Below are 24,565 nucleotides of genomic sequence, written 5' to 3' on the forward strand. Positions count from 1 at the left end.
GGGATCAGTCCGGGGCACGCAGGCGGGCCAGCAGGCTGACCAATACAAACAACAGGGCAACGGCAACGCCGTTGTGCGCCACTGCCACTTCCAGCGGCAGCGCCAGCTTCACGTTGAGGATGCCGAGGGTGACCTGCAGCACCAGCAGCGCGACCAGGGCCGAAGCCCAGCCGCGCATGCTCGGCAGCCGGAACAGGCGCAGGCCCAGCCACAGCAGGTAAACGGCAACGACGATGGCAAACAGGCGATGGGCCATCTGGATGGCGATGCGCGAGGCACCGTCGAGCACGCCGCCTTCGTAGTCCACACCGATACCGCGCCACAGGGTGAAGCCCTCGGCGAAGTTGTGCTGCGGCCACCACTGGTTGGCACAGCGCGGGAAGTTGTCCAGCGAGGCGCTGCCGCCGCCGCACGCCAGCGCCGCGTAGTTGGCGCTGACCCAGCCACCCAGCGCGATCTGGGTGACCAGCACCGCCACGCCAATGCGCAGCAGCCACTTCAGCTTCGGCGCCTCAGCCAGGGTGATCGGCATGTGCGTGGCACGCCAGGCCATCCACACCAGCAGGCCGAACATCAGCATGCCGCCCAGCAGATGACCCATCACCACGATCGGCTTGAGCAGCAGGGTCACCGTCCACATGCCCAGCAGCGCCTGGAAGATCACCACCGCCAACGTCAGCAGCGCAGCGCGCGCCAGGTCGATGTTGCTCCAGCGCAGCGCCGCGATCAGCAGGATGGCCTCGCCGACCAGCGCCAGTGCGCTGGCGGTTCCATGCCAGCCCATCATGTACAGCGGTATGCCCGCGGCCACCAGCACGCAGGCGGTGACCACCGCCGTGCTTCCGAAACGCCGCTTGCGCGTGGCCAGCAGGGCCAGGGTCAGGATCTCGATGCCGAGCGCGCCGGCCAGGAAGCGGTGCACCTGCTCACGCCAGGCCTTGTGTGTTTCCAGCGGACGGATCTCCGCTGCCGGGTGGCCAATGGTCTCTTCCACGTGCTGCGGCCAGGTTGCCTGCCCATAGCAGGTCGGCCAGTCCGGGCAGCTCAGGCCGGCATCGGACAGGCGCACGAAGGCACCGAACATGATCGTGCTCGCGGTCATGATCATGGCGAACCACGCCAGGCGGTGGAAATTGCGGTGCAGCGCCGGACGCGCGGAAAGGCTCATCAAACGGGACTCACTTCAGTTTCAGCAACGTGGCCATGTCCTTGCGCAGACCGCCGAGATCGCTCCCGGGGGCATGACGCATGATCACGAAGCCGTTCGGATCGATCACGTAGACCGGCAGACCCGCCGGATCATCGACGCCAGGCAGCGCCGCGCGCAGGGCTGGCGACGGGGCCAGCGGCCGCAGCGCGGGCAGCGAGGCGATCGACGCCGGTGGCGTTCCCAGCCACAGGATCTCGACATTATCGGCGTTATGGCCGAACAGCTGCCACACCTTGCCCAGTCCCTGCGACAAAGTGACGCACTGCGCGTCGCAGGCTCCGGCCGGGGCCACCAGCAGGCGCCATGTGCGCGCCTCGGGGTTCCAGGGGTAGGCCGCGCCATTGGCCAGCGTCGGCGGTTGCTGGCGCAGATCCACCGGCGGCTTCAGCAATTGCCCGCTGTTGCGATGTGCGGTCGGCTGCCATCCGGAGAAACGCAGGAGGGCGGCCAGCGCCATCGCCCCGAAGAAAACGGCGAACAGCAGCACCAGGGTCCGGCGGCCGTTGCCGCGCGCCTGCGGGGAGGTAGCAGTGTTCATGCAGGGCATTTTCTCATGGTTGGGAAAGGGATGCCGGCCAGCGGCCGGCACTACCGGGCAACGGGCCGTCTTCTGCGCCATTCCAGTACCAGCGCCACCACCARCACGGTCAGCGCCAGCCCGAACCACTGCACGGCGTAACCCAGGTGGCGCTGCGGCGGCAGCGTGTTCGGGAGCAGGTCGAGATCGCGCTCATCGCCGAACGGCAGCGCCGGGTCCAGCCGCAGCACGCGCTCGGGCAACGATGGCAGGCCCAGTGCCGCAGCCAGGCCATCGGCGGGAAGGCGACTGGCCAGCCAGCGCCCTGCAACATCGGTGGTAGTGAACGCCGGCCCCAGCGCCAGCCCGGACGAAGGGGGCGGCGCCAACAGGCCTCGCACGGCCACCGGCGACGGCGGTGCCGGCACCACCGGCAACCTGCGGTCCGGCGGCAGCGCGCGCCAGCCAAGGTCCACCAGCAACACGCTGCCCGCATCGCTGCGGAACGGACGATAGATCTTCACTCCGGCGCGGCCGTGGCGGGTCTGGTTGTCCAGCAGCACCACGCCCGGCAGGAAGCGACCGTGATCGGCCACGCCATGCAGCGCGCCCTGCGCCGCCAGCGCCTGCGCCAACGGCAGCGCCTGCGCCACGGCTGGCCCCTGTGCATCCAGCAACACCTGCTTGGCCTGCATCCGCTGCAGCTGCCACAGCCCCAGCGCGGTGAATCCGGCCATCGCCAGCAACGCCATCAGCCAGCCGATCAGGCGCGTGTGCTGGCGCATCATGACAAGTCCGCGCAAACGCGGTCAGATAGGCACATCCACCCTGCCCTCGAGCCGCGCATGAGTGATTCGCTGAAGACCCTGCTGGTAATCGCGTTTCTGATCGTCATCGTCTGGAATCTGGGCGCCGGCCTGTATTACCTGCTGGTGGACCGCGGCCAGACCAAGCGCACGGTCAATGCACTGACCCGCCGCATCGGAGTGTCGGTGGCGTTGATCGTACTGGTGATCGTGAGCATCTACATGGGCTGGATCAAACCGCACGGCATCGGCGGCTGACGCCCCATCAGGCCAGGCAGCGCCGGCGGCTGACGCTGCCGACGCCTGCGCGGTCAAAGCACGTAGACGAACAGGAACAGCATCAGCCACACCACGTCGACGAAGTGCCAGTACCACGCGGCCGCTTCAAAGCCGAAATGGTTGTCGCGGGTGAAGTGTCCCTTCGCCGACCGCAGCCACATCACGATCAGCATGATCGTTCCCAGCAGCACGTGTGCGCCGTGGAAGCCGGTCAGCATGAAGAAGGTCGAACCGTAGATGCCCGAGCCSAGSGTSAGGTTSARTTCCTTGTAGGCGTGGATGTAYTCCTCGGCCTGCAGGGTCAGGAAGCCAAGGCCGAGCAGCACGGTCAGGCCCAGCCAGATCAACAGCTGGCGGCGGTTGCCCGCCTTCAGCGCATGGTGGGCGATGGTCAGGGTCACGCCCGAGGTCAGCAGGATCAGCGTATTGATCAGCGGCAGGCCCCAGGCCGGGATCGTCTGGAACGCGCCACCGATCGCTGCCGGGCCATTGGTCGGCCAGCCGGCCGAGTAGCCCTGCCACAGCAGCTCGTTGGTCATCACCCCGCGCCCTTCGCCGCTCAACCACGACAGGCCGAGGTGGCGGGTGTAGAACAGCGCACCGAAGAAGGCACCGAAGAACATCACTTCGGAGAAGATGAACCAGACCATCCCCATCCGGAACGAACCATCCACCTGCCGGTTGTAGTTGCCGGCCTGCGACTCGCGCACCACATCGCTGAACCACCAGAACAGGGTCAGCACCAGCATCGCCACGCCGATGTAGAACGTCCAGCGGCCCCAGCTGGCGTCATTGAGCCAACTGGCCACGCCGACCATGGTCACCATCATCGCGATGGAACCGACGAACGGCCACTTGCTCTGGGCCGGGACGAAGTACACGTTGGCGTCGGTAGGTGTCTGGGCCATGGTCGGTATCCGGGTCAGGGAGCAGCATGGGCGCCTTCCGACGTGGCGGCGGGCGCCAGCCGATCGGACAACGCATCGTTGCGGTAGAAGGTGTAGGACAAGGTGATCGTGCGGATTTCCGGCGGCAGGTCCGGATCGACGATGAAGCGCACCGGCATGTCACGCTTTTCGCCGGCCTGCAGGGTCTGCGCGGTGAAGCAGAAGCATTCGGTCTTGCTGAAGAATCCCGACGCGCGTGCCGGCGCCACCGACGGCACCGCGCTGCCGACCACGGCCTGCTGGCTGTCGTTGCGGGCGWAGTACAGCGCCTCGTTGAGCTCGCCSGGCACCACATCCATGGTCAGCTGTTCGGGATGGAACGMCCACGGCAGCYKSGAATTGACYCCGCCATCGAATTCCACCCGCACGGTGCGCTTGCCGGTGGCAGCACCGGTACTGGCTTCGCTGCCCGGGCCACGTTCCAGGCGCACGCCGAATACCTTCTCGCAGGCGATGCGATACAGCGGTACCAGCGAGAACGTCAGCAGGAACACCACCACCGCAACGCCGATCAGGCGCGGCAGGCCGGCGCTGCGTGACGGAGCGGTGGCCGGTGTTTCGCTCATCGACCGATCACGCCGCTGAGGATGAAGCCGACGTACACCAGCACGGCGATCGCGCCCACCCACAGCGCGGTGCGCCTGRCACGCTGGCGCTGCTCCGCATAAAGCGGCGCGGTGCCCGGCCGCTGGCTTGGCGATGCGCTTGCGGCCAGGCGTGGCTCGGCTCTGGCCGGGGTGATCGGGCTCTCGTTATGCATGCATCACCTCAATGACCGATATCGTCGTGGGCCAGGTCGCCCGGGCGGATGGTCGGCGGCGTGGTGAAGGTGTGCGCCGGTGCCGGCGACGGCAGCGTCCACTCCAGACCGCGCGCGCCTTCCCAGGAGCGGGCCTCGGCCTTCTCGCCATTGCGCAGCGAGGACAGCAGGATCGCAGCCATCATGAACGGCGTGGCGAACATGCCGAACGCACCGATCGAGCTGATCAGGTTCCAGTCGGCGAACGCCACCGAGTAATCGGGGATGCGGCGCGGCATGCCGGCCAGGCCCAGGAAATGCTGCGGGAAGAACAGCAGGTTGACGAACACGATCGACCACCAGAAGTGCACCTTGGCCCACTTCTCGCTGTACATGCGCCCGGTCCACTTCGGCCACCAGTAGTACACCGCCGCGATCAGCGCGAACACCGCGCCGGTCACCAGCACGTAGTGGAAGTGGGCGACCACGAAGTAGGTGTCGTGATACTGGAAGTCGGCGGCCACGATCGCCAGCATCAGGCCGGAGAACCCACCGATGGTGAACAGGATGACGAACGCCACCGACCACAGCATGGGGGCTTCGAACGTGAGCGAGCCGCGCCACATSGTGCTGRCCCAGTTGAACACCTTCACSCCGGTCGGGATCGAGATCAGCATGGTGGCGAACATGAAGTAGATCTCACCGCCCAGCGGCATGCCCACGGTGAACATGTGGTGGGCCCAGACGATGAACGACAGGAACGCGATCGCCGCTGTGGCGTAGACCATCGCCTGGTAGCCGAACAGCGGCTTGCGGCTGAAGGTCGGGATGATCTCGCTGACCACGCCGAAGGCGGGCAGGATCATGATGTAGACCTCGGGATGGCCGAAGAACCAGAAGATGTGCTGGAACATCACCGGGTCGCCACCACCGGCCGCATTGAAGAAGCTGGTGCCGAAGAATTTGTCGGTCAGCAGCATCGTCACCGCACCGGCCAGCACCGGCATCACCGCGATCAGCAGGAACGCGGTGATCAGCCAGGCCCAGCAGAAGATCGGCATCTTCAGCAGGTCGATGCCGGGCGCGCGCATGTTCAGCACCGTGGCGATGATGTTGATCGCGCCCATGATCGAACTGATGCCGGCCACGTGGATGGCGAACACGGTGAACGCCACGTTGTAGCCGCCCTGCAGCGACAGCGGCGGGTACAGCGTCCAGCCACCGGCCGGCGCGCCACCGGGCAGCAGGAAGGTCAGCAGCAGCAGGCTGAAGGCCACCGGCAGCAGCCAGAACGACCAGTTGTTCATGCGCGGCAGCGCCATGTCCGGCGCGCCGATCTGCAGTGGGATCATCCAGTTGGCCAGGCCGACGAAGGCCGGCATCACCCCGCCGAAGATCATCACCAGCGCGTGTACGGTGGTCAGCTGGTTGAAGATTTCCGGACGGATGTACTGGATGCCGGGCTGGGCCAGTTCCAGCCGGATCAGCACGCTCATGAACGCGCCGATGACGAACATGATGAAGCTGAAACCCAGGTACAGCGTGCCGATGTCCTTGTGGTTGGTCGAGAAGAACCAACGCTCGAAGAAGCTCTGCGGGTGATGGTGATCGTCGTGCCCAACTGCCGAGTGCGCCATTGCAAAACACCTCTCAGGATCGGTTGTCGCCGCAGCCGCGATACGGCCGCGGGCAGTTACATCAGGCTCCGCTGGCCGCCGCCGCAGGCGTGTTGCCGGCCTCGGCGGCTGCCGGTGCCGCCGGCTGCGCCGGCGTTTCACTGGCAGGTGCAGTGGGTTCGGCAGGCGCGGCAGGGGCTGCCGGTGCAGGCGCGGGTTTGCGCTGCGCCAGCCACTGCTTGAATTCTTCCTTGGACACCGCCTCGACCACGATCGGCATGAAGCCATGGTCCTTGCCGCACAGCTCCGCGCACTGGCCGCGGTAGACACCGGGCTGCTCGATGYTGGTCCAGGCTTCGTTGATGAAGCCSGGAATGGCGTCCWGCTTCCAGCCCAGCGCCGGCACCCACCAGGMGTGGATCACATCGTCGGAGGTGATGACGAAGCGCACCTTGGTGTCCACCGGCAGTACCAGCCGGTTGTCGACATCCAGCAGGTAGTGCGGATGGCTCTCGCGGGTCGGCACCTTGCCACTCTGCCGCATGCGGTCGGACTCGCGGTCCAGGCGGCTGGTGAAGGTCACGTTCTCGCCCAGGTACTCGTACTTCCACATCCACTGGTAGCCGGTGACCTTGACCGTCATCTCGGCATCGCGGGTGTCGTACATCTTGATCAGGTTGGCCGTGGCCGGCCACGCCATCACCACCAGGATGATCACCGGGATCACCGTCCAGATGACTTCGGCCTTGGTGTTGTGGCTGAAGGTGGCAGCGACCGCACCCTTGGACTTGCGGAACTTGAACATCGCGTAGGCCATCGCGCCGAACACGATCACGCCGATCACCGTACAGACGATYAGCGAAAGGTTGTTCGATTCCCAGGCCAGGCGCGAGGTCTGGGTCACCCCCTTGCCCATGTTCAACTGCCACGGCTTTGGATCGGCCGCCTGGGCCAGCACCGTCCCCGTCATCGACAGCAGGGCCCCCATCGCGGCGGCCATTGCAACGCACTTCGTGCCCCACCCTCTGCTTTGCTTCATTGCCTAGACCCTTAGCGTCGTCGGTTGCCGCCATCGCTGGCGGCGAGCAAATCTTCAAGCGTTTCAACAAGCGTTTGACGTTCGGCCGGCGCGAGGAAACTCCCCACCTCCACCTGCCGGCCGCTGGATGCCAGCCGGACCCTCTGGTCGTCGGTGAGCAGGCGCACCCAGTGCGGATGAGCCCGGAACACCGGCGATCCACCGGGCACGGGGATGACCTCCACGCACGCCGGCACTACCCGGATTTCCTCCTGCCGTTCACCACTGCGCCACAACGCGCGCAACGCAGCTGCCAGCAACAGGCTGTACAGCAGCGCGAACAGGGGGGCGAATGCATTGCCGGCCACCCACCCGAAGGCGGACACCAGCCACATCACTCCCGACAACACAGCAAACAACAGGACGAACTGCCGGGCATCGAGCGCCCGTGGGGGACGCAGTCGCAGCTGCGTACCTGACCCATCCGGAGCTGTAAGCACCTCGATCATGTCGCAACCGCGTTCCTGCCGCGGGAAACGTCTCGATGGTAGCCCTGCCCTCTCGCCGGTAGCAAGGGTGCATTCACACTTTTTCCGATGCTGCAATACAGCATGGGCCCAGCGGCACGAATGACGAATTCGGCACAAAACGGCCCGACTTTGCTGAACACGCTGAATCCACCACCGCTAGGGGCTATCAGCATTCATGAAGGTGGCTGCGCGGGCCTTCCTGAAGTCGAAAAAATGATTAAAATCGCCAAGTTTTCCACTGGCCGGACCGGCATGAACGCACCCTCCTCTCCCATTGCCGCCAGTGACGCCCCGCGTCACTCGGCGCTGCTGTCGCCGGAACTGCCGGCGTCCCCCAACCCGTTCCGCCAGGCCATCACCGATGGTTGGCTGAAGGACGAGGCCAGCCATGTGCGCGAACTGCTGGCGCAGGCGCGCCTGCCGGCCGACGAGCAGGCCAAGGTGCAGGCGCTGGCCGCCGACCTGGTCGCCCGGGTGCGTGTGCGCGCCAAGGACCAGGGCGCGATCGAAGCCTTCATGCGCCAGTACGACCTGGGCAGCGAGGAAGGCGTGCTGCTGATGTGCGTGGCCGAGGCGCTGCTGCGCATTCCGGACCAGGAGACCGCCGACAAGCTGATCCGCGACAAGCTGGCCGATGCCGACTGGGAAAAACACCTGGGCGGCAGCGACTCGGTGCTGGTCAACGCCTCCACCTGGGGCCTGATGCTGACCGGCAAGCTGGTGCAGATGAACGACGCCACCCGCGCCGATGCGCCCAGCGCGTTCAAGCGCCTGGTCGGCCGCGTCGGTGAGCCGGTGGTACGCCTGGCCGTGCGCCAGGCAATGAAGATCATGGGCCACCAGTTCGTCATGGGCCGCACCATCGGCGAAGCGCTGGCACGCTCGCACAAGGGCGACAGCGCCAGCTACCGCTACTCGTTCGACATGCTCGGCGAAGGCGCGCTGACCATGAAGGACGCCCTGCGTTACCTGGAAGACTACCGTCGTGCGATCCACGCCATCGGTGGTGACCACAAGTCGCGCGGTGGCCGTGCCGATGGCGACGTCAACAACGCACCGGGCATCTCGATCAAGCTGTCGGCGCTGTACCCGCGCTACGAGCACGCCAAGCGCGCGCGCGTGCTGAAGGACCTGGTGCCCGGCGTGCTGGAACTGGCGCAGCTGGCCAAGAGCTACGGCATCGGCTGCACCGTCGACGCCGAAGAGTCCGATCGCCTGGAACTGTCGCTGGACATCATCGAGCAGGTGTTCGGCGATGCCTCGCTGGCCGGCTGGGATGGCTTCGGCGTGGTCGTGCAGGCTTACCAGAAGCGTACGCCGTACACGATCGACCACCTGGCCGACATGGCGCGTCGCGCCGGTCGTCGCCTGCAGGTGCGCCTGGTCAAGGGCGCCTACTGGGACGCCGAGATCAAGCGCGCGCAGATCGAAGGCTATGCCGGCTACCCGGTGTTCACCCGCAAGCAGAACACCGACGTGTCCTACCTGGCGTGTGCCAAGCGTCTGTTTACCCATGCCGACGCGATCTACCCGATGTTCGCCACGCACAATGCGCACACCATCGCCGCAGTGCGCAGCATCGCCAACGGTGGCGTCTACGAACACCAGAAGCTGCACGGCATGGGCGATGACCTGTACGCCGAAGTAGTGCCGGCCGATCGCCTTGGCCTGCCCTGCCGCGTGTACGCGCCGGTCGGTTCGCATGAAGACCTGCTGCCGTACCTGGTGCGTCGCCTGCTGGAAAACGGCGCCAACTCCAGCTTCGTCAACCGCATCACCGACGAGCGCGTGCCGATCGCCGACCTGGTCCGCGATCCGGTTGAGATGGTGTCCTCGTTCGAATCGATTCCGCATCCCAAGATCCCGCTGCCGGTTGACCTGCTGCGCAGCCAGAACCACGACAGGAAGAATTCCATGGGCGCCAACCTCGCCAACGACAACGAACTGCGCGCCCTGGCCGAGCAGCTCAACGCTGCAGTGAAGCCTTGGCAGGCCGCACCGCTGGTGCCGGGCGCGAACCCGACCGGTGCCTCGCTGCCGGTGACCAACCCGGCCGACACCCGTGAAGTGGTCGGCCAGTGGCAGGCCGCCGATGCCGCCACCGTGCAGAAGGCGCTGGCCAATGCCGTGGCCGCACAGCCGGCCTGGAACCGCACCCCGGCCGCCAGCCGCGCCGCCATCCTCGAGCACGCCGCTGACCAGCTGGAAGCGCGCATGCCCGAATTCATGGCGCTGTGCGTGAAGGAAGCCGGCAAGAGCCTGCCCGACGGCATCGCCGAAGTACGCGAAGCCGTGGACTTCCTGCGCTACTACGCCAAGCAGGCACGCGAGCAGTTCAGTCACGCCGAGAAGCTGCCCAGCCCGACCGGCGAATCCAACGAACTGCAGCTGCATGGCCGCGGCGTGTTCGTCTGCATCAGCCCGTGGAACTTCCCGCTGGCGATCTTCCTGGGCCAGGTGGCTGCCGCACTGGCCGCCGGCAACAGCGTGATCGCCAAGCCGGCCGAGCAGACCAACCTGATCGGCTACTACGCAGTGAAGCTGCTGCACGATGCCGGCGTGCCGGCTGACGTGGTGCAGTACCTGCCGGGCGATGGCGCCACCGTCGGCGCCGCGCTGACCGCCGACCCGCGCGTGGCCGGCGTGGCCTTCACCGGCTCTACCGACACCGCCCGTGCGATCAACCGCGCGATGGCTGCACGTGACGCCGCCATCGGCGTGCTGATCGCCGAGACCGGCGGCCAGAACGCCTTCATCGCCGACTCCTCGGCACTGCCGGAACAGCTGGTCAAGGACGCCATCGGTTCGGCCTTCACCTCGGCCGGCCAGCGCTGCTCGGCCGCGCGCGTGCTGTTCGTGCAGGACGACATCGCCGACAAGGTGATGACCATGCTGGCCGGTGCGATGAAGGAACTGAAGGTCGGCAACCCCGGCCTGCTGTCCACCGACGTCGGCCCGGTGATCGACGCCGATGCACTGAAGATCCTGCAGGACCACGCCGTGCGCATGGACCGCGAAGCGCGCCTGATCGCTGCGGCCGAACTGTCCGCCGAAGCGGCCAACGGCACCTTCTTCGCACCGCGTGCGTACGAACTGAAGGACCTGGGCCAGCTGCAGAAGGAAATCTTCGGGCCGGTCCTGCACGTGATCCGCTGGAAGGGCGACCAGCTCGACGCGGTGATCGACCAGATCAACGCCACCGGCTATGGCCTGACCCTGGGCGTGCATTCGCGCATCGACGAAACCGTCGACCGCATCAGCAACGGCGTCCACGTCGGCAACGTCTACGTCAACCGCAACCAGATCGGTGCGGTGGTCGGCGTGCAGCCGTTCGGCGGCCAGGGCCTGTCCGGCACCGGCCCCAAGGCCGGCGGCCCGCACTACCTGCTGCGCTTCGCCACCGAAAAGACGGTGACGGTGAACACCACCGCTGCCGGCGGCAATGCCTCGCTGCTGACCCTGGGCGACTGATCCCAGGCGTCATGCAGTAAACGAAAAACCCCGCGAAAGCGGGGTTTTTTCATGTTGGGCGGATGCGGGCCTGCCAGCCCCTGGCAGCTCATTCCGCCACCACACTGAACCGGTTGTCCGCACGCCTCACCAATTCCTCCAGCACCCGCGCGATACGCATCTCCAGGTCGCCTTCCAGCAGCACATGCGCCATTCCACGCGCCTGCAACTGCTGCAGATACCACGCGTGTTGGCGCATGCGGAACTCCTCGCCCACACGCGTTCCATCCTGCTCGAACGGGATATCCGGGGCGCACAGGAACAGCAGGTCGTACGCACGCGCCGCGGCCCGCTGCAGTGGTTCGGGCGCAGTCCCGAACATCCAGCCGCTGTAGCCCAGCGTCACCAACGGCGTGGTATCGCAGAACAACCAGCGATGCGCATGCTGCGCGGCCTGGTGCTCGTGCTGCGGCTGGGTCGCAGCGATACGCAGCAGATCCTGCGCCTGCAGCTCGCCGCCCTGCTGCTCCCACAACGTACGCCCGAACTCCGGCACCCATGCCGTACCCAGGCGTTCGGCCAGCACCCGCGCCAGCGTGCTCTTGCCCGTGGACTCACCGCCGATGAAGGCCACCCGCTGCACATGGTCGGCATAGACCGACCGGCTCAGGCCCTGTCGATGCGCATGCGGATCGGCGCGCAGTTCGGTACCACTGGCCTGACCGATGTCGGTCGAACGCTCCAGCCGATGGTGCTGCACCGGCGCATTGAAATGCTGCGCCAGGGCTGCAGCGAAACCATCGCCGTAGTCTTCACCGGTGAAAACAGCCTGCACCGGTCCGCCAAACAACGCCACGCACAGCCATGCGGTGAACGCGCGTTGCACCTGCTCACTGTCCTTGTCCTGCGGCAGCGCACGTACGGGAACACCCTGTTGCCTGCACAACGCCGCCAGCCGCGCATCATCCAGCACCGCCACCGTCGCCTGCGGAAAGCGCGCGCGCAGCCAGCGCTCGCGGCGCTCTGCGCTGTAGCCGGCAAAGCCCGGCTGCGACCAGCCGATCACCAGCAGCTGGATGCAGCGGGCAGAAGCAAATTCGATCAGGCGCTCGTGGCCGAGGTGCAGCGGGCAGAACTTGCCGACCACCAACCCGCGCGGTACCCGCTCAGGCAATGCCATCGGCCGCCCTGCCCGTATCCGCTTCGGCGCGCATCAGGTGCCGCCAGTGACGCAGCGCCACCAGCGCGTTGATCCAGAAACCGACATACAGGATCGAGGTCAGGTGCAGCCCGCGGCTGTAGTAAAGCGGCACCGCGATGGTGTTGACCAGCAGCCACACCCACCACGATTCCAGCTTGCGCCGCATCATCAGGATCTGTGCGATCACGCTCAGCACCAGCACCGCCGAGTCGATGTAGGGCGCATACGCGTTGGTCAGCCGGGTCAGCATCCAGCCGTAGCCGAAGGTCGCCAGCACCGCCAACGGCAGCAGCCAGCTCCACGCGCGTGCTGGCAAGCGGGTGATGGGCAACGGCGCGCCATGGTCACCACGCAGCCACTGCCACCAGCCGAACACGCTGATGACCACGAAGAAGAACTGCAGGACCATGTCCGCGTACAGGTGGGAGCGCTCGAACACCGCAGCGAACAACGCGCAGCCGACGATGCCCAGCCACCACGTATGCACGTTGTTGCGGCCGGCCAGCAGGATCGAGCCGGCAACGGCGATGTTGGCAGCCAGCTCCAGCTGGAAATTCGGGTCGGACAGGTTCATCGCGCTATTGTCGCGTAGATCCACGCCCCGCGGGATTGAGCCAGTAGATCCACGCCATGCGTGGATGGAAATCAAGCGCGCACGCGCACCAGCAGCCGGGGCTCTGCGCTACCCCAGCGGCCCAGTTGATGGTGCGGCGCCATCACAGGCGCGAGCCAATCCGGTGCTTCGATATCCCAGGTCACGCCATCGAACGGATGCGGCCAAGGCGTACCCTGCGGATTCGGCGAATGCAGGAACAGCGCGCTCTGGCCGCTATCCGGCGCCAACACCACCCAGCACTGGGTGTCCTGCCGCCTGCAGGCCACCGCGCGCTCGAGTAGCCGCAGCAACGCGGCGGCAACGGCGGTGCGATCACTGCCATGGCGATTGCCACGCCCCTTCCAGTCCAAGTGGGTGTGCCAGTAGTCGAACCATTCCGATGCGAGCGCATCCTGCAGCGCCACGGTGGCCCTCGCCTCTTCGGCGGCCCAGTAGCGGGTCATCTTCTTCAGGTATCGGCGATCGGCCATCAGGCCATTGTCGCGTAGATCCACGCCATGCGTGGATGCAGATCCCCGGAAAAAAGAAAGCCCCGCTTGCGCGGGGCCTCCTTCGTACTGCTTCAGGCAATCGCCGGAATCAGAACTTGTACTGCATCGACGCAGCCAGCACGTCGCCGGTGACCTTGTACTTGCCGACAACGTTGTTGGCGGTAGCGGAGGTCGAGTTGATGTTCGGATCCTTGGTGAACAGGTGGGTGTAGCCCACGCTGTATTCCATCTTCTCCGACGGCGCCCAGGTCAGGCCCAGCGACAGCCACTTGCGGGTGGTATCCGGCACGCGGACGTCACGGTGGGCGTCGGTGGTCGGGGTCTGGTCATAGGCCAGACCGCCACGCAGGGTCAGCTGCTCGTTCAGACGGTACTCGGTACCGATCGAAGCGAAGGTGGTGTCGCGGTAGTGGAACGGCAGCACGCTGTCGGGCTGGTTGGAGTCGTAGTCGACGCGCACTTCGTCGAACTTGCTCCATGCGGTGCGCGACACGTCGGCCATGATCTTCCACTGGTCGTTCACGCGGTGCGTGAAGCTGACGGTGGCGCTGGCCGGCAGGGTGATGGTCGCCCGGCCGTTGCTGTCAACGAAGGTGCCCGGGGCAGCCTGCGCCAGGAACGCGGCAGCAGCCGGGGTCATGGTGAAGTCGGCCTTGCCGTCGGTGATCTTGTGTTCGACTTCCGAGCGGTAGCTGAAGGCGATGTTGGTGCCTTCCACCGGGCTGACGGTCATGCCCAGGGTGTAGCCGACGGACACTTCGTCGCCCTTGATGCGCAGGTAACCATCAGCGGTACCCGGCGAGAAGCCGAGCTGTGCGGCCTGGCGGCCAGCGGCCTGGGCAGCGGCCTGGGCCTGTGCCGGGGTGCGGCCAGCGGCCAGTGCAGCGGCGGCAGCGCGCTGCTGGGCGCTGGCGTTGATGGCGGTACCGCCGTCGACGGCGCTGGTCAAGTCGACATTCAGGCGCTCGGCGAACACCGACGCACCGAACGACAGGTACGGGTTGACGTCGTAGGAGAAGGCCGCACCCAGGTCGATGGCCTGCAGTTCGGTCTTGACGCCGTTGTAGCGGCCGACCCAGTCACGGTCGTATTCGGTCTTGAAGCCGAACGGCACGGTCAGCGACACGCCGAAGTGCATGTTGTCCTTCTCGCCGAACGGCACGTGGAAGTACGCGGCCGGAACCGGAGCGATCATGCCGGCGTCGCCGCCGTTGCCGCCGGAAATCGGAGCGCCGTTGGCATAGCGGCCTTCGCCGCGGAACTTGGCGCCGAAGCTGATGGCGCTGACGTCACCCTGGATCTGGGTGCCTTCCAGCAGGCGCATCGAGGCCGGGTTGGTGGCGACCACCGAGGCATCGCCTTCGGCAGAGGTGGAACCAGCGAAGGCGCGGCCCAAGCCCTTGGCGCTGTTTTCCTTCAGCTGGAAGGCGGCGGCATTGGCGTCGGYGGCGGCCAGCGCACCGGCAACGCCGACGGCCAGCAGGGTCAGGCGGGCAATGGTAGAAGCAGTTTGCATCGTAGTTCTCTCTCCGGTAAGCGGTGATGGTGCTCTAAGTGCGCCTGCGCCCGACAGGCCGGATGGCCTTTCGAAGCGCGCCGGATTCCCCTCCCGACATACGACGCCGTATGCGAGTATTACCCAGAGCCGTTAATGAAACAATAACAGCGCTGGCGCATTCTTCGTCGCAAAAGCTGAACAGGCTCCTTCCCCGCCAAAAGCGCCCGCACGCTAGGCTAGTGCCATGTTTGTCTCCCTCCCCTCGCGCAAGAAGGCGACCCTGCGYTGGGCTACACCCGTGCTGTTTGCGGCACTGTGGCTGGCATTCCTGTGGTCGATCTCGCGCCCGGACGATGCCCGCGGAAGCCTGTGGCTGGACTGGGGCGCSCTGTCCACCGGSCTGACCCACCCGCTGGACTGGTGGGCMACSCTGCAGGACGGCAGCGTGCTGCGCCTGTTCACYGCCCTGTTCCTGCAYGCCGACTGGTCGCACCTGCTGGGCAACCTGGTGTTCCTGCTGATCTTCGGCCTGCCGGCCGAGCGGGTGCTGGGCCCGTGGCGGTTGCTGCTGCTGTTCCTGGTGGGCGGGGCGATCTCCAACCTGGTCGCGATCTACACCATGGGCAGCCCGGACCAGATCATCATCGGCGCCAGCGGTGCGGTGTCGGCGCTGATCGGTGCCTATCTGGCACTGTTCCCCGGCGCGCGCCTGGGCGTGGTGATCCCGCTGGGGCTGTTCCTGGAGTTCGTGCGCGCCCCGGCCTATCTGCTGATCGGTGTGTGGGCGGCGCTGCAGGTGGTGTTCGCCTACATCGGCCCGACCTTCGGCATGGTCGCCTGGTGGGCGCACATCGGGGGCTTCGTGTTCGGCGTGGTGTACGGCATGTACGTGCGCGCGGCGATCGCGCGACGTCTGCGCAAGCGGCACGGCTTCTAGCGTCCGCTTGCTGCATTCTGCGAAACGCCCGAGCCATGCTCGGGCGGTGTCCGCACATCAGTCGAGCATGGCTCGACGCTACGCAATCAAGGCTTGGCCGGGATCTCTGCAGGCTTGGCTTCGGGCTTGGCTTCGGGCTTGGCTTCGGGCTTGGCTTCGGGCTTGGCTTCGGGCTTGGCTTCCGGCTTTGCTTCAGCCTTGGGCTCCGCCTTCGGTGCAGGCTTGGCGGCGGCCTTTGCTGCCCTGTCCGCTTCGGCCTTCGCAGCTTCTGCCTTCAAGCGCGCCGCAACCGAACCCGGGTTCTTCAGTTCGGCCAGTGCATCGTTGATCGGGCCATCGCCCGGCAACACGGCGCCTGCGTGGTAGCCCTCGGTGCCTTCCTCATCACCGCGCAGGTGGCCCGGCAGCGTCGCTTCACTGTAGTCACTCAAGCTGGCCGGCAATGCCTCGTCTTCCGGACGCGGTGCTGCCTTCAGTTCCACTTCCGGCACGATACCGGTGGCCTGGATCGATTTACCGCTGGGTGTGTAGTAGCGCGCCGTGGTCAGCTTCACCGAATCGCCGTTGTCCAGCGGCAGCACGGTCTGCACCGACCCCTTGCCGAAGGTGCGGCTGCCGATCACGCGCGCGCGCTTGTTGTCGCGCAGTGCGCCGGCCAGCACTTCCGATGCACTGGCCGAACCGGCATCGACCAATACCACCACTGGCGCGCCCTTCAGCAGGTCGCCCGGGGTTGCGTCGAAGCGTGCATCGCTGATGCTGATGCGGCCGCGGGTGCTGACGATGTTGCCCTTGTCGAGCAGATCATCGGCCACCTGCACCGCAGYGGTCAGCAGACCACCCGGATTGCTGCGCAGATCCAGCACCAGCCCCTTGAGGTTGCCACCGGACTGCTTCTGCAGCTGCTGCAGGTGCTTCTGGAAATCAGAGCCGGTGTCGGCCTGGAACGTGCTCAGGCGGATGTAGCCATAGCCCGGTTCCAGCAGGCGGCTGCGCACGCTGGTCACGCGGATCGTCTGCCGGGTCAGGCTGACGTCGAAGGGCTTGGGCTTGCCGTCGCGGACAATGGTCAGCACCACCTTGCTGCCGGCCGGGCCACGCAGCGGTTCGCTGGCATCGATCGCGCTGATCGGCTTGCCATCGATGGCGATGATCAGGTCGCCGGCGAGGATGCCGGCCTTGGCCGCCGGCGTGTCGTCGATCGGCGAGATCACCTTCATGCTGGCGTTGTCCGGCTGCTGCTGCAGCTCCACGCCGATGCCTTCATAGGCGCCATTGGCCTGTTCGTCGAACGCCTCGGCATCCTCCTTGTTGAAGTAGGTGCTGTGCGGATCGAGGTCGAGCAGCAGGCCACGCACAGCCGACTGCATCAGCTTGTTGTCATCGACCGGATCGACGTAGGCCGCGCGCACCGCGTTGTAGACGGCCACGAAGCGCCGGATGTCGTCCAGCGGCACCTTCGAGGTCACCGCCTCCTCGCTGCTGGCCGCCTTCCCGGGAGTTTCCTTCAACGGGACGGGGGCGGTCTGCTGTGCCCAGGACAGGGCCGGCAACAGAGCCAGCAAGAGGGTGGCGGTACGGGCTGCGCGCATGGATCACTCCTGTCGACGATGGCATCGTGCCCAAGGCACATGCACCGATTATGCGCGAAGCGTGGCTAAATTCCCGTTGAATCCGCCCTCCTGCGGCCAGGCGGAATTCAGCGCCGCTGCAGCCAGCTGTCCGGATTGACCGGTTGCCCGCCGCGGCGCAGTTCGAAGTACAGCGCCGTCACGCCCTGGCCACCGGAGTTGCCGACCTTGGCCACTGCATCGCCACGGCTGACCCGCGCACCGGCATCCTTCAGCAGGGTGTCGTTGTGGKCGTACAGGCTCATGTAGCCGTTGCCATGGTCGACGATCAGGATCATGCCGTAGCCAGTCATCCAATCGGAGAACACCACGGTACCGTCGGCCACGGCGGTGACGGTGCTTCCGGCGGGGGCGCCGATCAACACGCCACTGCTGGTACGGCCATCCGGCAGCTTGCCGCCATAGCGGGCCAGCAGATTGCCCGACAGTGGCCAGCCCAGGCCACCCACCTTGGGCGCTGGTGCCGAGGCCACGGCCGGCGGGATCTTGGTTGCCGGTGCCGGACGGCCTTCGGCCTTGGCCTGGCGTGCGGCCTTTTCGGCAGCGGCCTTCTCCGCAGCGGCCTTGCGGGCGGCGGCACGGCGCTCGGCCTCGGCACGGGCCGCGGCAGCGCGCAGGTTGGCCAGCAAGGTTTCCAGCGCCTTGGCGTCCTGGCCCAGTGCCTGTTCCTTCTCGCGCTTGTCCTTGAAGCGCTCTTCCAGCGAAGCCACGGTCTGCGCACGCTCGCGACGGTCCGATGCGAGCGTGGCGACCTGCTGCTTCTGGTCGCGGTGAGTGCCCTGCAACTGCTGTTGGCGCTGGGCGATCTGTGCCTGCAGCGTCTCCAGTTCCTTGAGGTCGGCCGTCAGCGTGGTGATGCGCTGCGCGCGCTCGCGCTGCAGGTAGCGGTGATAGGCCAGCGCACGGTTGGCATCGGCCACCGTGTCCTGCGAAAGCAGCAGCTTCAACGGCGCGTGGTTGCCAAGCTGGTAGGCCGCGCGCAGCAGTCCGGCCAGTTCGCGATTCTGCTTTTCCAGGTTGGACTGCAGTGCATTGCGCCGCTGTTCGGCCTGGGCCAGCGCCTGGGTCTGCTCGCGCAGCGCCGATTCGGTCTGGGCCAGCGCACGACCACTGCGTGCCACCTTTTCATCGGCCTCGCGCAGCTGCTGCGACGCCTGTCCGCGCTGGCCCTCGATCTGCCGGCGCTCCTGCGCCACGCCCTTCAGTTCGGTGCGCAGCTTCTGCAGCTTGCGTTCGGCCTCGCGGGCCGAAGAGGTCTGCGCCGCACCCGGCAATGGCAGCGCCAGGGCCAGCGCCATTCCCAGCAACAGGCAACGTCCACCGCGCAGGGTGGCGATGTGATGCCGGCGTGAGGGGAAGACGTTGTTGCGCAAGGGCTTTCCAGTGACTTCAGGCAGATGCGGAGACGTGCAGGGAATGGTGACATCTCCGCACGCGGCCTGCCAGCCGCACAACAACGAGGTTCCCATGAAAGCTCTCTCCATTCCGCTGCTGTTGGGCATTGCGCTGGCCAGTGGCCCGGCCTGGGCCCAGGCAGACGTGAGCAAGGTCAACGGCAGCATCAGCGCCGATCCGGGCCAGCGCTACGGCAAGCTGGACACCGTCAATGGTGGCATCCGTGTCGGCGAAGGCGTGGAAACCGGCAGCATCGACACCGTCAACGGCGGCGTCAAGGTCGCCGATCGTGCGCGCACGGGCAGCATCGAGACCGTCAACGGCGGCATCCGCCTGGGTCGCGAAGTGACGGCCCACGGCGATGTCAGCACGGTCAACGGCAGCATCTTCAGCGACCAGGGCAGCCAGATCGAAGGCGGCGTGGAAACCGTCAACGGTGGCATCGGCCTGGTCGGCAGCCGCGTGCGCAAGGACGTGGAGACCGTCAACGGCGACATCACCGTCGGCATCGGCTCACAGGTCGGCGGTGGCGTGCATGTGCGCAAGCCGAACTTCAGCGTCTCGCTGACGGCCAGTCGCAAGCCGCGGGTCATCATCGGGCCGAATGCCGTGGTCAACGGCAGCCTGCTGTTCGAGCGCGAGGTGGTGCTGTACGTCCACCGCAGTGCGCGGATCGGCCCGGTCACCGGCGCCGATCCGATCCCCTTCGATACCGATACCGCCCCGGCCGACTGAGCCTGCGGCTTGGGCGATACTCCCCGCTACCGGTCGCGCGTGCTGCGTGGCCGTCCCTTGTGTTTCCAGGAACCGATGATGCCCCGCAAACTCCTCCTGTGCCTGGCCGCCGCGGCCGCGCTCAGCGCCTGCAAAGGCGAAGACACCCCGGCTCCGGCGCCCAGCGTCGACAACGCCGCCAAGCCGGCCACGCACACCTTCTCAGCGGCGATCAACGCCGCCGACTTCGCCGAGATGGTGAAGACCCTGGCCTCTGACGAGTTCGAGGGCCGTTCGCCCGGCAGCAAGGGCGAAGAACTGACAGTCAACTACATCCGCGACCAGATGCAGCGCATCGGCCTGCAGCCCGGCAACGGCGACAGCTGGTTCCAGGACGTGCCGATGACCGAGACCACGGCCGATGAATCGACCGTGCTCACCCTCACCCAGGGCGGCAAGACCCGCGAACTGAAGTTCGGCACCGACATGGTGGTGGGCACCCGTACCGGCCAGACAGAAGTGAAGGTCGATGCCAGCGACCTCGTCTTCGTCGGCTACGGCGTGGATGCGCCGGAGCAGAAGTGGAACGATTACGCCGGCCAGGACTGGAAGGGCAAGACGGTGGTCATGTTCGTCAACGACCCGGGCTTCCATGTCGATGACGAAAAGCTGTTCGACGGCAAGCGCATGACCTACTACGGCCGCTGGACCTACAAGTTCGAGGAAGCTGCGCGCAAGGGAGCTGCTGCCGCGCTGATCGTGCATGACACCGCGGGCGCTTCGTACGGCTGGGACGTGGTGAAGAACTCCTGGGCCGGCCCGCAGTACGACCTGCCGGCCAAGGACGATGCAGAGCCGCGCCTGCCGGTACAGGGCTGGTTGAGCGCCGACGCGGCCAAGGCCCTGTTCGCCGGCGCCGGGCTGGATCTGGACCAGGCCTACAAGGACGCCAGCAAGCCCGGCTTCAAGCCGGTACCGCTGAAGGCAACCGCTTCGGTGGACCTGAAAAGCAAGGTCGCGCAGAAGCAGTCGCGCAACGTGGTGGGCTTGCTGCCTGGCAGCAAGCGTGCCGATGAGGCCGTGCTGTACATGGCGCACTGGGACCACCTCGGCAAGCATGAGGGCGAACAGGGCGACAACATCTACAACGGTGCCGTCGACAACGCGACCGGCGTGGCCGGCATCCTTGAGGTGGCCGAAGCGATGGCCCATCAGGAACCGAAGCCGGAACGTTCGGTGGTGTTCCTGGCGGTGACCCTGGAAGAATCCGGCCTGCTGGGTTCGAAGTACTACGTCGCCCACCCGACCTTCCCGCTGGACAAGATCGCTGGTGTCATCAACATCGATGCGATGTCGGTGGCCGGTCGTGCCAAGGACGTGACGGTGACCGGCTTCGGCAGTTCGGAGCTGGAAGACATCCTCAAGCCGCTGGCTGCAGCCCAGGATCGCACCCTGCACGGCGAGACCTCGGTGCAGAGCGGCTTCTACTTCCGTTCGGATCACTTCAACTTCGCCAAGGCGGGTGTGCCGGCGCTGTACGCCGACGGCGGTGAGGACCTGCGCGACGGCGGTGTCGAGGCTGGCCGCAAGGCGGCCGCCGACTACGGTTCCAACCGTTACCACGGCCCGAAGGACGAGTATGACCCGGCCACCTGGAAGCTGGATGGCACGGTCGAGGACCTGCAGCTGATGTATGGCGTCGGCAAGGAACTGGCCGGCGGCGATCGTTGGCCCAACTGGTACGAAGGCAATCCGTTCAAGGCTGCCCGCGACACGATGATGAAGGCCAAGGCACCGGCCGCTGCGGCGAAGTAAGTCCCCCAGCCGTTGAGTTCCAAAGAAAGCGGCGCCCTTGGGCGCCGCTTTTTTGTGCGTGAGTGCTGGGCGCGGGTAGTGCCGGCCGCTGGCCGGCTGGCACGTGCAGCCGCGTGATGTTCATGAGGTTGCCGGCCAGCGGCCGGCACTACCYTYRGTTTCYCGCGCRCAAAGAAAAACCCCGCTGCRTGAGCAGCGGGGTTTTTGGATGTAAACCCTGGCGATGACCTACTCTCGCATGGCTTAGGCCACACTACCATCGGCGCAGCTACGTTTCACTTCCGAGTTCGGGATGGGATCGGGTGGTTCCATAGCGCTAATTTCACCAGGGAGACGGTTGCAGCAGCGCTTGCAGCGCCAGCTCACGTACTTGCCCTCGGGGCGGAAGGAACTCAAAAAAGCAGAGCCTTCACTTAATAGAAAAAACCCCGCTGCATGAGCAGCGGGGTTTTSGGGTATAAACCCTGGCGATGACCTACTCTCGCATGGCTTAGGCCACACTACCATCGGCGCAGCTACGTTTCACTTCCGAGTTCGGGATGGGATCGGGTGGTTCCATAGCGCTAATTTCACCAGGGAGGCGGTTGGAGTGTCGCTTGGGCGTCGCGTCTTTGCAGGGGGCGGGCATGGTGATGCCAGCGTTGCAAAGAGACGCGCCTGAGCGCCTGCCTCTCGTTTGGTCTTGTGACGTAGCGTGCACTTGGATCTATCGACATGTCATGTCGGCCAAGGCAACTTGAGGTTATATGGTCAAGCCTCTCGGATCATTAGTATCAGTTAGCTCAATACATTGCTGTACTTACACACCTGACCTATCAACCACGTAGTCTACATGGTTCCTTCAGGGGGCTTGTGCCCCGGGAGATCTCATCTTGAGGCGMGCTTCCCGCTTAGATGCTTTCAGCGGTTATCGCTTCCGAACATAGCTACCCGGCAATGCCACTGGCGTGACAACCGGAACACCAGAGGTTCGTCCACTCCGGTCCTCTCGTACTAGGAGCAGCCCCTCTCAAATCTCCAACGCCCAYGGCAGATAGGGACCGAACTGTCTCACGACGTTCTRAACCCAGCTCGCGTACCACTTTAAATGGCGAACAGCCATACCCTTGGGACCGACTACAGCCCCAGGATGTGATGAGCCGACATCGAGGTGCCAAACACCGCCGTCGATATGAACTCTTGGGCGGTATCAGCCTGTTATCCCCGGAGTACCTTTTATCCGTTGAGCGATGGCCCTTCCATACAGAACCACCGGATCACTAAGTCCTAGTTTCCTACCTGCTTGATCCGTCGATCTTGCAGTCAAGCACGCTTATGCCTTTGCACACAGTGCGCGATGTCCGACCGCGCTGAGCGTACCTTCGAGCTCCTCCGTTACTCTTTAGGAGGAGACCGCCCCAGTCAAACTACCCACCATACACGGTCCCCGATCCAGATAATGGACCCAGGTTAGAACGTCAAGCACGACAGGGTGGTATTTCAAGGATGGCTCCRCCACAGCTAGCGCCATGGTTTCATAGCCTCCCACCTATCCTACACAGACGAACTCAACGTTCAGTGTAAAGCTATAGTAAAGGTTCACGGGGTCTTTCCGTCTTGCCRCGGGAACGCTGCATCTTCACAGCGATTTCAATTTCACTGAGTCTCGGGTGGAGACAGCGCCGCTGTCGTTACGCCATTCGTGCAGGTCGGAACTTACCCGACAAGGAATTTCGCTACCTTAGGACCGTTATAGTTACGGCCGCCGTTTACTGGGGCTTCGATCAAGAGCTTCGCCTTGCGGCTGACCCCATCAATTAACCTTCCAGCACCGGGCAGGCGTCACACCCTATACGTCCACTTTCGTGTTTGCAGAGTGCTGTGTTTTTGATAAACAGTCGCAGCGGCCTGGTTACTGCGACCCTCTTCAGCTATAGCTCGCACGAGCCACCAAAAAGGGTGCACCTTCTCCCGAAGTTACGGTGCCATGTTGCCTAGTTCCTTCACCCGAGTTCTCTCAAGCGCCTGAGAATTCTCATCCTACCCACCTGTGTCGGTTTACGGTACGGTCTGCGTAAGCTGAAGCTTAGGAGCTTTTCCTGGAAGCGTGGTATCAGCAACTTCGCCATAAAGGCTCGTCTCGGTGCTCGGTCTTRRAGGATCCCGGATTTGCCAAAGATCCAAACCTACCGCCTTTCCCCGGGACAACCAACGCCCGGTATGCCTAACCTTCTCCGTCCCTCCATCGCACTTACGCGAGGTGCAGGAATATTAACCTGCTTCCCATCGACTACGACTTTCGTCCTCGCCTTAGGGGCCGACTCACCCTGCGCCGATTAACGTTGCGCAAGGAAACCTTGGGCTTTCGGCGTGCGGGTTTTTCACCCGCATTATCGTTACTCATGTCAGCATTCGCACTTCCGATACCTCCAGCAGACTTCTCAATCCACCTTCAACGGCTTACGGAACGCTCCTCTACCGCGTACATATAAATATGCACACCCCAAGCTTCGGTTCTGTGCTTAGCCCCGTTAAATCTTCCCCGCAGACCGACTCGACCAGTGAGCTATTACGCTTTCTTTAAAGGGTGGCTGCTTCTAAGCCAACCTCCTGGCTGTCTGTGCCTTTCCACATGGTTTTCCACTTAGCACAAAATTTGGGACCTTAGCTGTGGGTCTGGGTTGTTTCCCTTTTCACGACGGACGTTAGCACCCGCCGTGTGTCTCCCATACAGTCCGTCTCGGTATTCGGAGTTTGCAATGGTTTGGTAAGTCGCGATGACCCCCTAGCCATAACAGTGCTCTACCCCCGAGAGGATACATATGAGGCGCTACCTAAATAGCTTTCGAGGAGAACCAGCTATCTCCGGGTTCGATTAGCTTTTCACTCCTAATCACAGCTCATCCCCGTCTTTTGCAACAGACGTGGGTTCGGGCCTCCAGTACCTGTTACGGCACCTTCACCCTGGCCATGACTAGATCACCCGGTTTCGGGTCTACTGCCCGCGACTATGCGCCCTTATCAGACTCGGTTTCCCTTCGCCTCCCCTATACGGTTAAGCTTGCCACGAACAGTAAGTCGCTGACCCATTATACAAAAGGTACGCAGTCACCCCTTGCGAGGCTCCTACTGCTTGTACGCACACGGTTTCAGGATCTATTTCACTCCCCTCTCCG

20 protein-coding genes and 3 rRNA genes (1 of these 23 running past the window's edge) are annotated in these 24,565 nt (G+C 65.0%); 5 read left to right on the plus strand and 18 right to left on the minus strand.

Annotation, left to right across the window (positions count from 1 at the left end; genetic code table 11):
- Positions 1-4: 4 nt before the first annotated feature.
- The 3 genes from AC1DJN_RS00790 to AC1DJN_RS00800 are packed head-to-tail and all read right to left on the minus strand — an operon-like array spanning position 5 to position 2,515.
- Positions 5-1,168, minus strand: coding sequence for a COX15/CtaA family protein (locus tag AC1DJN_RS00790; protein WP_025878285.1), 1,164 nt, complete (start codon positions 1,166-1,168; stop codon positions 5-7).
- Positions 1,169-1,178: 10 nt separating this feature from the next.
- Positions 1,179-1,748 (minus strand): hypothetical protein, encoded by a 570-nt coding sequence (locus AC1DJN_RS00795; protein ID WP_032975628.1) that lies wholly within the window; start codon positions 1,746-1,748, stop codon positions 1,179-1,181.
- A gap of 50 nt (positions 1,749-1,798) precedes the next feature.
- On the minus strand, positions 1,799-2,515 hold the full coding sequence (locus AC1DJN_RS00800; RefSeq protein WP_442251946.1) for an SURF1 family protein: 717 nt from the start codon (positions 2,513-2,515) through the stop codon (positions 1,799-1,801).
- A gap of 57 nt (positions 2,516-2,572) precedes the next feature.
- Here AC1DJN_RS00800 and AC1DJN_RS00805 point away from each other — a divergent pair, with 57 nt between their 5' ends.
- Complete coding sequence (locus AC1DJN_RS00805; protein ID WP_010484233.1) at positions 2,573-2,791, plus strand: twin transmembrane helix small protein; 219 nt, start codon at positions 2,573-2,575, stop codon at positions 2,789-2,791.
- A 53-nt stretch (positions 2,792-2,844) separates the two neighbouring features.
- Here AC1DJN_RS00805 and AC1DJN_RS00810 read toward each other — a convergent pair whose 3' ends face one another.
- The 6 genes from AC1DJN_RS00810 to AC1DJN_RS00835 all read right to left on the minus strand — a co-directional run bounded on the left by AC1DJN_RS00810 (position 2,845) and on the right by AC1DJN_RS00835 (position 7,641).
- Positions 2,845-3,720 carry a cytochrome c oxidase subunit 3 gene (locus AC1DJN_RS00810; RefSeq protein WP_478038578.1) on the minus strand — a complete coding sequence of 292 codons (876 nt, stop codon included), beginning with the start codon at positions 3,718-3,720 and terminating at the stop codon, positions 2,845-2,847.
- 14 nt (positions 3,721-3,734) lie between these two features.
- On the minus strand, positions 3,735-4,325 hold the full coding sequence (locus AC1DJN_RS00815) for a cytochrome c oxidase assembly protein (protein ID WP_478038581.1): 591 nt from the start codon (positions 4,323-4,325) through the stop codon (positions 3,735-3,737).
- A complete protein-coding gene (locus tag AC1DJN_RS00820) occupies positions 4,322-4,519 on the minus strand; it encodes a hypothetical protein (RefSeq protein ID WP_478038583.1) in 198 nt (65 codons plus the stop codon). The genes AC1DJN_RS00815 and AC1DJN_RS00820 overlap by 4 nt, the downstream gene beginning before the upstream one ends.
- A gap of 8 nt (positions 4,520-4,527) precedes the next feature.
- Positions 4,528-6,135 (minus strand): cytochrome c oxidase subunit I, encoded by a 1,608-nt coding sequence (gene ctaD, locus AC1DJN_RS00825; RefSeq protein WP_478038585.1) that lies wholly within the window; start codon positions 6,133-6,135, stop codon positions 4,528-4,530.
- Between the two features lie 61 nt (positions 6,136-6,196).
- Positions 6,197-7,153 carry a cytochrome c oxidase subunit II gene (gene coxB / locus AC1DJN_RS00830; protein WP_478038587.1) on the minus strand — a complete coding sequence of 319 codons (957 nt, stop codon included), beginning with the start codon at positions 7,151-7,153 and terminating at the stop codon, positions 6,197-6,199.
- An 11-nt stretch (positions 7,154-7,164) separates the two neighbouring features.
- Positions 7,165-7,641 (minus strand): DUF2244 domain-containing protein, encoded by a 477-nt coding sequence (locus AC1DJN_RS00835; protein WP_025878297.1) that lies wholly within the window; start codon positions 7,639-7,641, stop codon positions 7,165-7,167.
- A gap of 273 nt (positions 7,642-7,914) precedes the next feature.
- Here AC1DJN_RS00835 and putA point away from each other — a divergent pair, with 273 nt between their 5' ends.
- A complete protein-coding gene (gene putA, locus AC1DJN_RS00840) occupies positions 7,915-11,133 on the plus strand; it encodes a bifunctional proline dehydrogenase/L-glutamate gamma-semialdehyde dehydrogenase PutA (RefSeq protein ID WP_032975634.1) in 3,219 nt (1,072 codons plus the stop codon).
- Positions 11,134-11,221: 88 nt separating this feature from the next.
- On the opposite strand, the gene AC1DJN_RS00845 is transcribed toward putA, so the two are convergent.
- From AC1DJN_RS00845 to AC1DJN_RS00860, 4 genes are all read right to left on the minus strand, one after another.
- A complete protein-coding gene (locus tag AC1DJN_RS00845; protein WP_032975635.1) occupies positions 11,222-12,292 on the minus strand; it encodes an AAA family ATPase in 1,071 nt (356 codons plus the stop codon).
- A complete protein-coding gene (gene pnuC, locus AC1DJN_RS00850; RefSeq protein ID WP_025878300.1) occupies positions 12,279-12,887 on the minus strand; it encodes a nicotinamide riboside transporter PnuC in 609 nt (202 codons plus the stop codon). Before pnuC ends, AC1DJN_RS00845 begins: the two co-directional genes overlap by 14 nt.
- A 71-nt stretch (positions 12,888-12,958) precedes the next feature.
- Positions 12,959-13,399, minus strand: a complete 441-nt coding sequence (locus tag AC1DJN_RS00855) for a hypothetical protein (protein ID WP_051501537.1) — start codon at positions 13,397-13,399, stop codon at positions 12,959-12,961.
- A gap of 109 nt (positions 13,400-13,508) precedes the next feature.
- Complete coding sequence (locus tag AC1DJN_RS00860; RefSeq protein WP_478038590.1) at positions 13,509-14,936, minus strand: outer membrane protein transport protein; 1,428 nt, start codon at positions 14,934-14,936, stop codon at positions 13,509-13,511.
- Positions 14,937-15,162: 226 nt separating this feature from the next.
- Between AC1DJN_RS00860 and AC1DJN_RS00865 the strand changes: the two genes are divergently transcribed.
- On the plus strand, positions 15,163-15,855 hold the full coding sequence (locus AC1DJN_RS00865) for a rhomboid family intramembrane serine protease (protein ID WP_025878304.1): 693 nt from the start codon (positions 15,163-15,165) through the stop codon (positions 15,853-15,855).
- An 86-nt stretch (positions 15,856-15,941) separates the two neighbouring features.
- Here AC1DJN_RS00865 and AC1DJN_RS00870 read toward each other — a convergent pair whose 3' ends face one another.
- Both AC1DJN_RS00870 and AC1DJN_RS00875 read right to left on the minus strand, forming a co-directional pair.
- The gene (locus AC1DJN_RS00870) at positions 15,942-17,447 is read right to left on the minus strand and encodes a S41 family peptidase (protein WP_478038592.1); all 1,506 of its coding nucleotides are present in this window, start codon (positions 17,445-17,447) and stop codon (positions 15,942-15,944) included.
- 107 nt (positions 17,448-17,554) lie between these two features.
- Positions 17,555-18,784, minus strand: a complete 1,230-nt coding sequence (locus AC1DJN_RS00875) for a murein hydrolase activator EnvC family protein (RefSeq protein ID WP_478038594.1) — start codon at positions 18,782-18,784, stop codon at positions 17,555-17,557.
- A gap of 169 nt (positions 18,785-18,953) precedes the next feature.
- Between AC1DJN_RS00875 and AC1DJN_RS00880 the strand changes: the two genes are divergently transcribed.
- Complete coding sequence (locus AC1DJN_RS00880) at positions 18,954-19,616, plus strand: DUF4097 family beta strand repeat-containing protein (RefSeq protein WP_032975637.1); 663 nt, start codon at positions 18,954-18,956, stop codon at positions 19,614-19,616.
- 78 nt (positions 19,617-19,694) lie between these two features.
- Positions 19,695-21,410 carry a M28 family metallopeptidase gene (locus AC1DJN_RS00885; RefSeq protein WP_442251948.1) on the plus strand — a complete coding sequence of 572 codons (1,716 nt, stop codon included), beginning with the start codon at positions 19,695-19,697 and terminating at the stop codon, positions 21,408-21,410.
- Between the two features lie 215 nt (positions 21,411-21,625).
- On the opposite strand, the gene rrf (AC1DJN_RS00890) is transcribed toward AC1DJN_RS00885, so the two are convergent.
- The 3 genes from rrf (AC1DJN_RS00890) to AC1DJN_RS00900 form a co-directional block, all read right to left on the minus strand.
- Positions 21,626-21,740, minus strand: a 5S ribosomal RNA gene (gene rrf, locus AC1DJN_RS00890).
- Positions 21,741-21,872: 132 nt separating this feature from the next.
- Positions 21,873-21,987, minus strand: a 5S ribosomal RNA gene (gene rrf, locus AC1DJN_RS00895).
- 169 nt (positions 21,988-22,156) lie between these two features.
- Positions 22,157-24,565: ribosomal RNA gene (locus AC1DJN_RS00900) — 23S ribosomal RNA — on the minus strand (it continues 472 nt past the right edge of the window).

Source organism: Stenotrophomonas sp. 05L414_2 (genome assembly GCF_056397905.1).